Genomic DNA, 12,708 nt, shown 5'->3' with positions numbered 1-12,708 from the left:
TGGCGGCGGCTCGGAATCACGGCATGGGTTGCGCTCACAGCCTCTTGCGGTCCCTCTTGTTTTCACCCACCCCTTCGCGACTATGGCCGTAAAGCTGTTCGGCGCTCTCTCCCCTTCACCGGCAGAAAGCCAAGATACGTTAGAGGCTTTTCAGGCTGGCGACTTTGCGTCGGCCCTTGGCAAAGCCAAGTCCTTGACGCAACGTTTTCCGCAGCATCCGTTGGGATGGCGCATTGCTGGCGCGGTGCTGCGGGCGCGCCAGCAACACGAGGAGGCACTGCCTTACCTGCGCAAAGCAGCAGAACTCGCGCCACGCGATGCTGCAATCCAATTCAATTTGGCCAATGCACTTCGCGATCTGTTTTACCCCGAGGAGGCAGCTCAGTACTACCGGCGGGCCTTGAAAATTCGGGCCGATTTACCGCATGGGTTCTTCCACTTGGCCAATATGCAGCACGAAGCTGGGCAGCACTCACTGGCGGAAAAGAGCTTCCGGAGAGCGCTCGAGCTTGAACCGACCCATGTAGAAACCATGAGCAATCTGGCTCACTTGCTGCACGATATGGGGCGTCCTGAGGAGGCGCTGACGCTGTACGACAGTGCGTTGGCACTGAGCCCTTCGCATCCTGGCCTGCACTACAACCGTGCTGATGTACTCGTCGATTTGGGCCAGCTAGAAGAGGCCGAGGCGTCCGTGCGCAGAGTGCTCGAGCGCGAGCCTCAAATGGCCGAAGCACATGCCAAGCTGGCAGAGATTCGCCTGGCTCAAGACGATCCTGCCGCGGCTGTAGCTTGCTACAAGCAAGCGCTGACGTTGGCGCCAACGCGCTTGGAGCTGTACAGCAGCCTGCTGATGGTGTCGAGCTATCTGCCGACCGTATCGCCGCGGGAGACGCTCGACTGTGCACGCGCATTTGGTGCCGTCTGCGCTAAAGAAGCCGGAGAAACACGCCCGCTCCCAGCGAGAGCGCTTGCGCAGCGCCGACTTCGCGTCGGACTGGTATCAGGCGACTTACGCCAACACCCTGTGGGGCATTTCCTGGAAGCCGTCCTGAAGGAGATTGACCGCAACCGCATAGAACTGATCGCAATCAGTACGCAGCAGTTCGAAGACGATTTGACCCAACGCATCCGCCCTTACTTTCACGAATGGATTTGCGTCGCCGCGGCCCCTGACCTGCGAGCGCTCGAAACGATACGGTTGTTGCGGCTGGATGTCGCAATAGACCTATCGGGTCACACCGCCGGAAATCGTTTGTCTTTGTTCGCCCATCGGGTGGCAGCCGTACAGACATCATGGCTGGGCTATTTTGCAACCACCGGATTGGCCGAAATGGATTACTTGATCGCCGATCCGGTAACAGTACCCCCTGAGATCGAATGGCAGTTCACGGAACGCATTTGGCGCTTGCCAGAGACCAGGCTTTGCTTCACAGCCCCGGAACCATCCGATCCTGTACAGCCGCTTCCTGCTCTGAGTGGACAGCCATTGACGCTGGGCTGCTTGAGCAATCTGCTTAAGGTCAATGACGGCGTGATTGCGCTTTGGACTCGCGTTCTCAATGCGATCCCTGACAGCAAGCTGCTGGTACAGGCCAAACAGCTGAAGGACCCCGTCGCAGCGGCACGATTGCGTGACAGGTTCGCGAGGCAGGGCATTACCGCAGACCGTCTGATCATCGAACCACCACAGTCTCGGCAGGACTATCTCAGGACCTACCACCGAGTCGACTTTTGCCTCGACCCCTTTCCCTATCCCGGAGGTACAACTACAGCCGAGAGTCTTTGGATGGGGGTACCGGTTCTGACCCTAGAGGGCTCGACCCTGCTATCACGCCAGGGGGCAGGGCTGCTGCATGCAGCAGGGCTGCGCGACTGGGTAGCCCAAACGCCGGAGGACTATGTTTCTAAAGCGGCCGCGTTCGCCCGAGATCTCCCTGGACTCTCCCAGTTGCGCAGCGAGCTTCGTCAGCAGGTTCAGCAGTCGCCTCTTTTCAATGCCTCAAGATTTGCCCGCCATCTGGAGGCTGCCATCGAGGGCATGTGGCAAACACGCACCAGTTAAACAACCAAACGCTCTCCGCCTGCTATAAGCCTAGCGCACCCAGCCGATCTTTGAGGAGCGTACCGCCACTGGGTGCCACCTCAATGAAGCCCCTGTCCTCCAGGTCTTTCATCACGCGGCTAACCATCTCGCGCGAGGCGCCCACCATCTTGGCCAGGTCCTGGCGCGAGATGCGCTCGCGGATCCAGGGGCGCCCTTGGGCGTCTTCGGCGGCCATGTCGAGCAACGCGTGCGCAACCCGTCCGTAGACGTCCAGCAGGGCGAGAGACTCGATCTTCCGGTCGGCGTGGCGCAGCCGTTTGACCAGGCCACGCATCAGCACCAGCGCCATAGATGTGTTTTCGGACAGGCATCGCGCAAACTCGGCCCGGCCGAGCAGCAGCACATCGGTCTGCACCTCGGCGCGCACCGTGGCCGAATGCGGCTCGTTGTCGATGATGCTCATCTCACCGATGTGGTCCCCAGGCCCCAGCGTGGCCAGGATGACTTCGCGACCGCGTGCGTCGGCCTTGACCACGCGCGCCCGGCCGTTGAGCAGGATGAACAGGGCCTGCGACTTGTGGCCCTCTTGCACCAGCACCTCCCCACGCCGCAAGCGCTGCTTGACCACTGCGCCTTGCAGGGCCTCGGCCTGCGCGGCCGTCAGAGGTGAGAACAGCGGCACACGGCGCAGCAGGTCAAGGTTGGTGAGCATGGTGGTGGACAAGTTCTCCTCCGGTGGACAGCCCGTGGGCGGGCAGGCTTTTCATGGGTTCTTACAATCGCTGCGATTGATGCCGGGGCCTCCCCTCGCCTCCCACTGCGGAGGATACTCAAGGGCTGTTCCATTCTCCACTTGCAATCGCACACGCGCCGCCCGCGGCGCATGCCCACACAGGCTTTTACCATGGCGACCTCTCTTCACGCGAAAGTTCTGATCCTCGGCTCCGGACCGGCTGGCTACACCGCGGCCGTGTATGCCGCACGTGCCAACCTCAAGCCGGTGCTGATCACCGGCATGGCGCAGGGTGGCCAGCTCATGACCACGACCGAAGTGGACAACTGGCCGGCCGACGTGCACGGTGTGCAGGGCCCTGACCTGATGCAGCGCTTTCTTCAGCACGCCGAGCGCTTCAATACCCAGATCGTGTTCGACCACATCCACACCGTAGACCTGAAGCAGCGCCCGTTCACGCTCACGGGCGACAGTGGCACCTACACCTGTGATGCGCTGATCATCGCCACCGGCGCATCGGCCAAGTACCTGGGCCTGCCGTCGGAGCAATCCTTCATGGGCCGCGGTGTGTCGGGCTGCGCCACCTGCGACGGATTCTTCTACCGTGACCAGGACGTGTGCGTGATCGGAGGCGGCAATACCGCCGTGGAAGAGGCGCTGTATCTGTCGAACATCGCGCGCAAGGTCACGCTGGTGCACCGCCGTGACAAGTTCAAGGCCGAGCCCATCCTCGTGGACAAGCTCATGGAGAAAGTGGCCGCAGGCAAGATCGAGCTCAAGCTGTTCCATACCCTGGCCGAGGTACTGGGCGACCAGAGCGGCGTCACGGGCATCCGCATCCAGAGCACGCAAGATGGCAGCACGCAGGACATCGCGCTGCAGGGTTGCTTCATCGCCATTGGGCACGCCCCCAATACCGACATCTTCCAGGGCCAGCTCAGCATGGAGAACGGCTACATCGTCACCCAGGGCGGGCTCAAGGGCTTTGCCACGCAGACCAGCGTGCCCGGCGTGTTTGCCGCGGGCGACGTGCAAGACCATGTGTACCGCCAGGCGATCACCAGCGCCGGAACGGGCTGTATGGCGGCGCTGGATGCCCAGCGCTTTCTGGAACAGGAAGCCTGAAGGACACCGCGCTCGACAGGCTGGGCAGCGATCGGCTACAATGGCGAGCTTTGCTGCGCAGGCCTTCAGGCAACGCCCTGATGTCGCGGGCGCACCAATTGGGTTACCGCCACCCTTTCTGGCGAGGTGAGGCGGTCCGCCACCCCATGCACCATGGGTTCCCTGACGGGCCGCTGTTATTTGATATCGGAGTGTCCTCATGGCACGCGTCTGCGACGTCACGGGCAAGAAGCCCATGGTCGGGAACAACGTTTCCCACGCCAACAACAAAACCAAGCGCCGGTTCCTGCCGAACCTGCAATACCGCCGTTTCTGGGTCGAAAGCGAGAACCGCTGGGTGCGCCTGCGCGTCTCGAGCGCTGCACTGCGCCTGATCGACAAGAACGGCATCGACTCTGTGCTCGCCGACCTGCGTGCACGTGGCCAGGCTTAAGGAGTAGCACCATGGCAAGCAAAGGCGGACGCGACAAGATCAAGCTGGAGTCCACTGCAGGCACCGGCCACTTCTATACGACGACCAAGAACAAGAAGACGATGCCCGAGAAAATGCTGATCATGAAATTTGATCCCAAGGCTCGCAAGCACGTCGAATACAAGGAAACCAAGCTGAAGTAATCCTTCAGCAGCCGTTTCCGCCTCCGCCACGGAGGCCTGAACCGCCCCGCGCTTTCGCGCCGGGCGGTTTTCTTTTGGGGGTATCACAGGCTTGCCCCCTCCGGGCGGGCCATCCACCCGCTGACCACGCCAGGCGTTGCGGCATCCCCCTCGCCGGGCCATGCGTCCACTGCGGACAGACATTGCCGCCCCCCCGCACGATCAGCCCCGCGCAGGCCTTCCACCATCCGGGCGATGACCACCCTATAACGACTACGCATTGCGGCAAAGGACAGCCCTGTACGACACGCCATGAAAAAAGCCACCCGGGAGGGTGGCCGTGGTGGACGAGCGGCCCCGCTTTGGGCGCGGGACGCCAGACCGAGGTACGCTTCAGGCGCGAGCGGCGCGCAGGCGGATCGAGAAGTCGCGCAGCGCAGCAATGCCACTTTCTTCGGCGCGACGGCACCAGGCCTGCAAATCGGCCGTGAGTTGCTCACGGGACTGGTGCGTATTCATCCACAGCTGGCGCAGTTCCTCGCGCATCACCACCATGGTGTCGAGCGTCGGGAAGGCTGCGCGGGCTTCGGCCAGTTGTAACTGGGCGCGTGCGGGCACCTTCTCAGCATCGCGGTGCAACCAGCGCTTGGCTGTTTGCAGCACAGAAACATCGGCATTGCGGGCCTTGAGCGCGGCCAGCTCCTGCTTGCAGGCCGCGCGGACACCGCGGGCATACCCTGCCATGACCTCATAGCGGTTGGCGATCAGCGCTTCCAGCGTGTGCTCGTCGGCCACCGGCTTGACTTCGCCCAAACGCAGCTTGGGCGGCACCTTCTTGACATGGGCCCAGCCCAGCTTGCTCAACAGCCGAATGTAGACCCAGCCCACATCAAACTCGTAGGGCTTCACCGAAAACTTGGCCGCTGTCGGGTAGGTGTGGTGGTTGTTGTGCAGTTCTTCGCCGCCAATGATCAGGCCCCAGGGCACCAGATTGGTGCTCGCATCCTGGGCTTCAAAGTTGCGGTAGCCCCAGTAGTGACCCACACCGTTCACGACACCGGCGGCCCAGAACGGAATCCAGAGCATCTGCACGGCCCATACGGCGGCGCCCGCAGCTCCGAACAGCGCAAGGTTCAGCACCAGCATCAGACCCACACCTTGCCAGGTGAAGCGGCTGTACACGTTGCGCTCCATCCAGTCGTCGGGCGTGCCGTGGCCAAACTTTTTGATGGTCTCGGCATTCTTGGCCTCGGCGCGATAAAGCTCGGCGCCCTTCCACATCACGGTGTCGAGGCCCCGCGTTTGCGGGCTGTGCGGGTCGTCCGCCGTTTCGCACTTGGCGTGGTGCTTGCGATGAATGGCCACCCATTCCTTGGTGACCATGCCCGTGCCGATCCACAGCCAGAAGCGGAAGAAGTGCGAGGGAACCGGTCCCAGATCGAGCGCCCGGTGGGCCTGAGAGCGGTGCAGGAAGATGGTCACGGCCGCGATGGTGATGTGCGTGGTCGCGAGCGTGTACAGGACGATCTGCCACCAGGCGAGGTTCCACAGACCATGGCCCAGCCAGTCAATGGCAGCGTTGAGGATCGCCCAATCGGGTAACAACATATTCGGAAAGCCTTACAAGAAGCGGGAGAGCACGCCCCTGCGCATTCGTTCCCGTGGAACGATTCTAGGACGCACCCCGGGTTGCACCACAGGGGTAACCACAGTTTTTAGGCAGGTTTGACCAATGTCAGCAAGTCAGCGCTTGCGCGTCCAGACGGCGGCAAAAAAACCGTCGGTCTGGTGCAGGTGGGGCCACAGACGCAGATAGCCAGTGCCGCTGGCAGCGCCCGCGCACAGGCTGCGCGCCTCGGGCACGCGGGCCTGCTCCAGCAGCTCACCCGCGTCCAGCGCCTCAAAGTCAGGGTGCGCCGCGGCAAAGGCCTCGGCAATGCCTTCGTTTTCGGCGGGCAGGATGCTGCAGGTGGCGTACACCAGTCGTCCCCCGGGTTTGACCAGGCGCGCCGCGCTTTCCAGGATGGCCGTCTGCTTGGCCACCAGTTCCCAAATCGCCTCGGGCGACTGCCGCCATTTCAGGTCGGGGTTGCGGCGCAGCGTGCCCAGACCGGAGCACGGGGCATCGACCAGCACGCGGTCCATCTTGCCCGCCAGGCGTTTGATGCGGTCGTCGCGCTCATGCGCAATGGCCGCGGGGTGCACGTTCGACAAGCCGCTGCGGGCCAGCCGGGGCTTGAGCGCATCCAGCCGGTGCGCCGAGACGTCAAACGCATACAGCCGACCGGTGCTGCGCATGCTGGCGCCGATGGCCAGCGTCTTGCCGCCCGCACCCGCGCAGAAGTCGGTGACCATTTCGCCGCGCCGCGCGTCCAGCAACAGGGCCAGCAGTTGCGAGCCTTCGTCCTGCACCTCGATGGCGCCACGCACAAAAGCCTCATGGCGGGTGAGCGCAGGCTTGCCTGCCAGGCGCAGCCCCCAGGGCGAATACGGCGTGGGCGCACTGTCGATGCCTGACTGCTTGAGCTCCTTGCGGATGTCTTCGCGCTTGGCTTGCAACTGGTTCACGCGCAAGTCCAGCGGTGCCGATTGCGTGAGACTTTCCGCCAGCGCGGCAAAGCCCGCGCCCAGTTGGACGCGCAGGGGCTCGGCAATCCACTCCGGCAGGTTGTGGCGATGGCGGTCCAGCAGATCCGCCGGGTCGATGGCGTCGCACTGGTCGAGCCAGTTCTTCTCGGCGTCCGTCAGCGCGCTTTTGAGGAAGTCGCGGGACGCACGGGATTGCCCCTGGCGGCGCGCGGCCTCGTCCTGGCTGTGGGCAAAGCCCAGGATGGCCATGCGCCGCTCGCGCGGGCCGCTGCCCGATGGGGCAAGGTGGTCAAACAACAGTTTCTTGCGCAGCACCGTGTACACGGTTTCGGCCAGCGTGGCCCGCTCGCGCGGCCCCAGGCCTCGGTGGTCGCGGAAGTAACGCGACACCACGGCGTCGGCCGGGTGTTCAAAGGTCAGTGTCAGCCGCACCAGTTCGGCACAGGAATCGAGAAGGGCTTTGGGATGCATGGCCCCGATTGTCCCACCTCGCCCCGCCGTCGCGGTCTCGGCTGGCCCGCCGCGCACGCCGTCACGGCGCCGTTGCCGGTTCACCCCGCCGGTACACCGGCTCCTGCGCATGGCGCTCAATGTCCCGCAGCGTGGGCGACTCGCCTGCCCACAGCGCCAGCACAGGCCCGGGCAGATCGATCTGGCGCTCGATCCAGCGGCACAGCCGGAATCGCTCGGCGTCGTCCAGGTCGGGCAGTTCCAGAAACAGCAGATACGCCCGACGGCGGGGCACCTCGCGCAGCTGCTTGCGCACCAGCCAGGCGCGGGTCACCGGTCGGCAGCGCTGCAGGTCGTCTTGCAGCAGCGTCAGTGCCAGCGGCCCCAGGCCATGCCGCCCGATCTGGCTGAAGAACGGCGTTCCCGACAGTTCCTCCCACGCGCGCTCCTCGCTTTCCTGCGCGCGTTCCAGGCGCTTGCGCCACTGCTTGAAGGTCGCGGCGTCATGCTCCATGCCAGGGCGAGGGGTCTCCAGCTCGGCCAGCGCGGCGCGCGCAGCCCACCAGCGGTGGTCGCTGCCCGCGTCCCACAAGCGATCCAGGCAGGCGAGTTTGCCTGCGCGGTCCTCATCGGGCAGGGTGCCCGCCAGGCCGCGCAGGGCGTCTGGATGCTCGGCGCTGGCCGCGAGCGCCTTCTCGTACAGTGCGCGCACGTCGGCACGCGGGTCGATCTGCCGCTGCAGCTGCGCCAGCTCCACGCACTCGTCGGCCGACGCTTGGGGCAGGCGCTGTGCCAGCACGTCCACCCGTTCACGCACCCGCTGCAACCGCAGGTGCTGCTGCTTCCATCCGCTGGCGTGGTCGCGGCACCAGTCGGCGTCCAGGCGTTCGATGAACTTGCGTGCGCCCTCGCCCAACAGCACGAAGGCCGAGCCACGCGACCAGGTGGGCAGCGGCGGCCCCGCCTCCAGCGCTTCGAGCCGGTCGCGCAGCCCCGGATGGGTGTCATCGAACTGGCTCAGGCGCTTCATGGCCTGGCGCAGGGCGTCGTTGGCGAAGGCCGGCTCGGGTGGCTGCGCCAGCGCGCGGCGCATGGCGCGGTACGGCCCCACGGGCAGCGCCTCAGTGGCGGCACGGGCCCAGTGGTCGCGCCAATACACGGTGTCGAGCCAGCGGCCGCGCACCTCGATCTCGGCCAGGGCGGCGGCCACGGTGTCACGGCCCACCAGCTTGCCCGCAATGCGGTCGGCCTCGTATTCGTCCTGCCGGGCCACAGCGAAGCTGCGCGCAGCAAAGCGCGGAAAGTACCAGCGGAAAAACGCCTGCGTGGCCACGGCCGTGAGCCCGGCGTCGCCCTCCATGCTGTCGTGCAGGCGCATCCAGGCCAGGCGGGTGCGGTAGATCCAGGCGGCAAAGCGGCCGTGGTCGCCGCGCAGGTGGCCGTACTCGTGTGCCAGCACCGCCAGCAGCCGCGCGCGGTCGAGCGCCAGCACCAGCGGCAAGCCCAGGCTCAGATGGTTGATCGATCCGCCGAGCAGCCCCCACCGGGGCAATTGCTGGATGCTGGCGTTGAACTCGCCGTCGAGCACCACCCGATGCAGCGGCGGGCCTTTGACCTTGCGGCGGATGCGCTCCAGAGCCTCGAACAGCTCCGGCGCGTCGGCGGCAGTGATCTCAAGGCCCGCGGGTGGCTCCAAGCGCAGCCACAGCGCACGCAAGCTGGACCACAGCAACGCCGCACCGCCCAGCGCCACGCCGAACCAGACGAAGCGAAAGCGCCCTTGCAGCAGCGGCGGCAGCGCCCAGGCCAGCAGCGCCACCGCCAGCGCGGCACAGCCCAGCACCCAGGCGTAGCCCAGCGCAGCAAAGGCGGCCACCTTGCGCCGGTAGGCGCGGCTGTTGTCGGCGCTGGCCAATTCGCTCAGCCGCACCAGATGTACGAAATCCGCGTGTTCCACCGTGTGGTTCCTCCCGGGGGCCGGGATGCGTGCCCGTGCCCAAGGTTCGCCCGCGTCCACAGCGCAGACTGGTGTTCGCCTGCGGCAGCGCGTGGCGCATACTGCCCTCTCCGCCGCGCATCCTACCCACTGAGGAACCCACCGTGTCCGACCTGCCCCCGCTGCACCCCACCCCGCCCGGCCTGTACCGCCATTACAAAGGCGGGCTGTACGAGGTGGTGGACACCGCCCGCCACAGCGAAAGCCTGGAGCCCATGACCGTGTACCGCGCCCTGTATGGCGAGCGCGGGCTGTGGGTGCGCCCGGCTGCCATGTTTGCCGAAACGGTGGAGATCGATGGCGTGCAGCGCCCGCGTTTCGAGCGGCTGCCGCCCGGCACCGCGGCTGACCCGGCAGCGCATCGCGCCTGAGTTCGCAGCGCTGGGCACCGGGGCTGCCGATTCATAGTGCTTTTGGGCCCAAGCCTAGCAAAGTAGAGCACGACCAGCTATTAATTTAATAGCAACTGGATGACGCACGGGGTGCATGGAACAAGGGCCAGGAGCGCCCTCCGCCCGCGCCTGCGACCCGTTCGCTGACAAGGCCCACGCCCGGGGCCCATGCCCAAAGCCTACGCCTGGGATTCGAGCCAGCGGCGCACGGCACGCGGGTAGATCAGGTGCTCCTGCGTCAGCACCCGGGCCGCCAGCGTATCGGCCGTGTCGCCCGGCAGCACCGGCACCACGGCCTGATCGAGGATGGGACCCACGTCCAGCTCGGCCGTCACCTGGTGCACCGTAGCCCCGGCGTAGCGGCAACCGGCCTCGATGGCGCGCTGGTGCGTGTGCAGGCCATTGAAGGCCGGCAGCAGCGAGGGATGGATGTTGAGCAGCCGCCCCGCGTAGCGCTGCACAAACCCCGGCGTGAGGATGCGCATGAAGCCCGCCAGCACCACCAGTGTGGGCGCATGGCGGTCGATGACCGCTGCCAGCGCCTCGTCAAACGCCTCGCGCGAGGGGTAGGCCTTGTGGTCCAGCACCTCGGTGGCAATGCCGTGCTCGCGCGCAAACGCCAGCCCGCCCGCGTCGGCCTTGTTGCTCACCACCGCGGCCACGCGTGCGCCCAGGCGGCGCGCCCAGTCCTCGCGCTCGGCAGTGCGCACGATGGCGGCCATGTTCGAGCCACCGCCCGAGATGAGAATGACGATGTTTTTCATTGCCACGAATTTTCCCATGCCCTTCGATCCCGCCCTGCAGCCCCTTGCCGCCACCGAAGCCCGCGTGCTCGCCACGCTCATGGAAAAAGCCCGCACCGTGCCCGACAGCTACCCCATGACGCTCAACGGTCTGGTCACCGGCTGCAACCAGAAAACCAGCCGGGACCCGGTGATGCAGCTCAGCGAAGCCGAGGTGCAAGAGGCCCTGGATGCGCTGCGCCACCGCGCCCTGGTGTTTGAAACCAGCGGCGGCCGCGCCGCGCGCTGGGAGCACAACGCCCAGCGCGTACTGGCCGTGCCGGACCAGTCGGCCGCGCTGCTGGGCCTGCTGATGCTGCGCGGCCCGCAAACGGCGGGCGAGCTGCGCATCAACGCCGAGCGCTGGCACCGTTTTGCCGACATTTCGTCGGTCGAGGCCTTCCTGGAAGAACTGCGCGACCGCCCCGCCGACAAGGGCGGCCCGCTGGTCGTGCTGCTGCCGCGCGCCCCGGGCGCCCGCGAGGCGCGCTGGGCCCACTTGCTCTGCGGCCCGCAGGCCGCGGCTGCGCAGGCCGAAGCAATGGCCAGTGCATCCGCAGCCAGCGCCAGCCACACCGCCCCGCGCGAGGCCGAACTGATCGCCCGCATCGAGGCCCTGGAGGCACGGGTGCAGGCGCTCGAAGCCCGTCTGCCTGCGGCCTGAAAGCGCGGCAACCCGAGGCCCGGCGGGGCTTGTCGCCACCCGGACAGGCGTAAAAAGCACGACCGTGCTACAACCTGTGCATTCACAGGAGACGCACCGCATGGACCTCGCATTCACCCCCGAAGAGCAGGCCTTTCGCGAAGAGATTCGCGCATGGGTCCGCAGCAACCTCCCCCAGGACATCGCGCACAAGGTGCACAACGCCCTGCGCCTGTCGCGTGACGACATGCAGCGCTGGGCCAAGATCCTGGGCAAAAAAGGCTGGCTGGGCCACGCTTGGCCCAAGGAATTTGGCGGCCCGGGCTGGAACGCGGTGCAAAAGCACCTGTTCGAAGAAGAATGTGCGCTGGCCGGTGCGCCGCGCGTCGTGCCCTTCGGCCCCGTGATGGTGGCCCCGGTCATCATGGCCTTCGGCAACGCCGAGCAGCAGCAGCGCTTTCTGCCCGGCATCGCCAGCGGCGAAGTGTGGTGGAGCCAGGGCTACAGCGAACCGGGCTCGGGGTCGGATCTGGCCTCGCTCAAGACCCGTGCCGAGCGCGTGGGCAACAAGTACATCGTCAACGGCCAGAAGACCTGGACCACGCTCGGCCAGTACGGCGAATGGATCTTCTGTCTGGTGCGCACCAGCAACGAAGGCAAGCCGCAGACGGGCATCAGCTTCCTGCTGATCGACATGAAGTCGCCCGGCGTGACGGTGCGGCCCATCAAGCTGCTTGATGGCGACCACGAAGTCAACGAAGTGTTCTTCGATAACGTCGAGGTGCCGGCCGAGAACCTGATCGGCGAAGAGAACAAGGGCTGGACCTACGCCAAGCACCTGCTGAGCCACGAGCGCACCAACATCGCCGACGTGAACCGCGCCAAGCGCGAGCTCGAACGCCTCAAGCGCATCGCCAAGGCCGAAGGCGTGTGGGACGACCTGCGCTTCCGTGACCAGATCGCGCTGCTCGAAGTGGACATCGTTGCGCTCGAAATGCTCGTGCTGCGCGTGCTGTCGGCCGAAAAGAGCGGCAAGAACTCGCTGGACATCGCCGGCCTGCTCAAGATCCGCGGCAGCGAAATCCAGCAGCGCTATTCCGAGCTGATGATGCTGGCCGCCGGGCCCTACGCCCTGCCCTTCATTGAAGAAGCCATGGAGGCTGGCTGGCAGGGCGATGCCGCCGCCGGTGCGCTCGGGGGCTTCCCGGGTGGCGTGGTGGGCAACGCCCCGCTGGCCTCGACCTACTTCAACCTGCGCAAGACGACGATCTACGGCGGCTCCAACGAGGTGCAGCGCAACATCGTCGCGCAGACGGTTCTCGGCTGACGCCGACCGCCGCCTGCGCGCTGCGCAACA

General features: G+C 65.8%; 12 protein-coding genes. 7 read left to right on the top strand and 5 right to left on the bottom strand.

All coding sequences use genetic code 11. The features are described 5' to 3' along the window. Positions 1–82: 82 nt before the first annotated feature. Complete coding sequence (locus ABD866_RS13180) at positions 83–2,065, top strand: O-linked N-acetylglucosamine transferase, SPINDLY family protein (RefSeq protein ID WP_345065918.1); 1,983 nt, start codon at positions 83–85, stop codon at positions 2,063–2,065. A gap of 22 nt (positions 2,066–2,087) precedes the next feature. On the opposite strand, the gene ABD866_RS13175 is transcribed toward ABD866_RS13180, so the two are convergent. After that, positions 2,088–2,759: a Crp/Fnr family transcriptional regulator gene (locus ABD866_RS13175; protein ID WP_345065917.1), complete on the bottom strand. Its 672-nt coding sequence runs from the start codon at positions 2,757–2,759 to the stop codon at positions 2,088–2,090. A gap of 192 nt (positions 2,760–2,951) precedes the next feature. Here ABD866_RS13175 and trxB point away from each other — a divergent pair, with 192 nt between their 5' ends. The 3 genes from trxB (at position 2,952) to rpmG (ending at position 4,520) form a co-directional block, all read left to right on the top strand. Further along, a complete protein-coding gene (gene trxB / locus ABD866_RS13170) occupies positions 2,952–3,905 on the top strand; it encodes a thioredoxin-disulfide reductase (protein ID WP_345065915.1) in 954 nt (317 codons plus the stop codon). A 199-nt stretch (positions 3,906–4,104) separates the two neighbouring features. Next, complete coding sequence (gene rpmB, locus ABD866_RS13165; RefSeq protein WP_005797187.1) at positions 4,105–4,338, top strand: 50S ribosomal protein L28; 234 nt, start codon at positions 4,105–4,107, stop codon at positions 4,336–4,338. Between the two features lie 11 nt (positions 4,339–4,349). Beyond that, positions 4,350–4,520 (top strand): 50S ribosomal protein L33, encoded by a 171-nt coding sequence (gene rpmG / locus ABD866_RS13160; protein WP_345065872.1) that lies wholly within the window; start codon positions 4,350–4,352, stop codon positions 4,518–4,520. A gap of 372 nt (positions 4,521–4,892) precedes the next feature. Here rpmG and ABD866_RS13155 read toward each other — a convergent pair whose 3' ends face one another. The 3 genes from ABD866_RS13155 to ABD866_RS13145 all read right to left on the bottom strand — a co-directional run bounded on the left by ABD866_RS13155 (position 4,893) and on the right by ABD866_RS13145 (position 9,495). Continuing rightward, positions 4,893–6,107: a DesA family fatty acid desaturase gene (locus tag ABD866_RS13155; RefSeq protein WP_345065869.1), complete on the bottom strand. Its 1,215-nt coding sequence runs from the start codon at positions 6,105–6,107 to the stop codon at positions 4,893–4,895. A 135-nt stretch (positions 6,108–6,242) separates the two neighbouring features. Then, positions 6,243–7,559, bottom strand: a complete 1,317-nt coding sequence (locus ABD866_RS13150; RefSeq protein ID WP_345065866.1) for an RsmB/NOP family class I SAM-dependent RNA methyltransferase — start codon at positions 7,557–7,559, stop codon at positions 6,243–6,245. 61 nt (positions 7,560–7,620) lie between these two features. Continuing rightward, complete coding sequence (locus tag ABD866_RS13145; protein ID WP_345065863.1) at positions 7,621–9,495, bottom strand: M48 family metalloprotease; 1,875 nt, start codon at positions 9,493–9,495, stop codon at positions 7,621–7,623. Positions 9,496–9,638: 143 nt separating this feature from the next. On the opposite strand from ABD866_RS13145, the gene ABD866_RS13140 reads away from it, so the two are divergent. Then, entirely contained in the window at positions 9,639–9,905 is a 267-nt protein-coding gene (locus tag ABD866_RS13140) for a DUF1653 domain-containing protein (RefSeq protein ID WP_345065861.1), read from the top strand. A gap of 200 nt (positions 9,906–10,105) precedes the next feature. Here the strand turns inward: ABD866_RS13140 and purN are convergent, their stop codons facing one another. Further along, positions 10,106–10,690 (bottom strand): phosphoribosylglycinamide formyltransferase, encoded by a 585-nt coding sequence (gene purN, locus ABD866_RS13135; RefSeq protein ID WP_345065858.1) that lies wholly within the window; start codon positions 10,688–10,690, stop codon positions 10,106–10,108. Between the two features lie 16 nt (positions 10,691–10,706). On the opposite strand from purN, the gene ABD866_RS13130 reads away from it, so the two are divergent. Together ABD866_RS13130 and ABD866_RS13125 are read left to right on the top strand one after the other, a co-directional pair. After that, positions 10,707–11,372 carry a YceH family protein gene (locus ABD866_RS13130; RefSeq protein WP_345065855.1) on the top strand — a complete coding sequence of 222 codons (666 nt, stop codon included), beginning with the start codon at positions 10,707–10,709 and terminating at the stop codon, positions 11,370–11,372. Positions 11,373–11,472: 100 nt separating this feature from the next. Beyond that, positions 11,473–12,678: an acyl-CoA dehydrogenase family protein gene (locus ABD866_RS13125; RefSeq protein WP_345065853.1), complete on the top strand. Its 1,206-nt coding sequence runs from the start codon at positions 11,473–11,475 to the stop codon at positions 12,676–12,678. Positions 12,679–12,708 lie beyond the last annotated feature (30 nt).

It is taken from the genome of Acidovorax lacteus (genome assembly GCF_039540375.1).
GTDB classification, from domain to species: Bacteria; Pseudomonadota; Gammaproteobacteria; order Burkholderiales; family Burkholderiaceae_C; genus Acidovorax_G; species Acidovorax_G lacteus.
The sequence above is the reverse complement of the archived record's forward strand: the minus strand, read 5'-3'. Positions and strand labels throughout refer to the sequence as shown.

What these genes read in the sequence shown, in the direction of transcription:
- ABD866_RS13130 (WP_345065855.1), top strand. Translation starts at nt 10,707, where the DNA reads ATGCCCTTCGATCCCGCCCTGCAGCCCCTTGCCGCCACCGAAGCCCGC.
- rpmG (WP_345065872.1), top strand. Translation starts at nt 4,350, where the DNA reads ATGGCAAGCAAAGGCGGACGCGACAAGATCAAGCTGGAGTCCACTGCA.
- ABD866_RS13180 (WP_345065918.1), top strand. Translation starts at nt 83, where the DNA reads ATGGCCGTAAAGCTGTTCGGCGCTCTCTCCCCTTCACCGGCAGAAAGC.
- rpmB (WP_005797187.1), top strand. Translation starts at nt 4,105, where the DNA reads ATGGCACGCGTCTGCGACGTCACGGGCAAGAAGCCCATGGTCGGGAAC.
- ABD866_RS13150 (WP_345065866.1), bottom strand. Translation starts at nt 7,559, where the DNA reads ATGCATCCCAAAGCCCTTCTCGATTCCTGTGCCGAACTGGTGCGGCTG.
- ABD866_RS13155 (WP_345065869.1), bottom strand. Translation starts at nt 6,107, where the DNA reads ATGTTGTTACCCGATTGGGCGATCCTCAACGCTGCCATTGACTGGCTG.
- ABD866_RS13175 (WP_345065917.1), bottom strand. Translation starts at nt 2,759, where the DNA reads ATGCTCACCAACCTTGACCTGCTGCGCCGTGTGCCGCTGTTCTCACCT.
- ABD866_RS13125 (WP_345065853.1), top strand. Translation starts at nt 11,473, where the DNA reads ATGGACCTCGCATTCACCCCCGAAGAGCAGGCCTTTCGCGAAGAGATT.
- purN (WP_345065858.1), bottom strand. Translation starts at nt 10,690, where the DNA reads ATGAAAAACATCGTCATTCTCATCTCGGGCGGTGGCTCGAACATGGCC.
- trxB (WP_345065915.1), top strand. Translation starts at nt 2,952, where the DNA reads ATGGCGACCTCTCTTCACGCGAAAGTTCTGATCCTCGGCTCCGGACCG.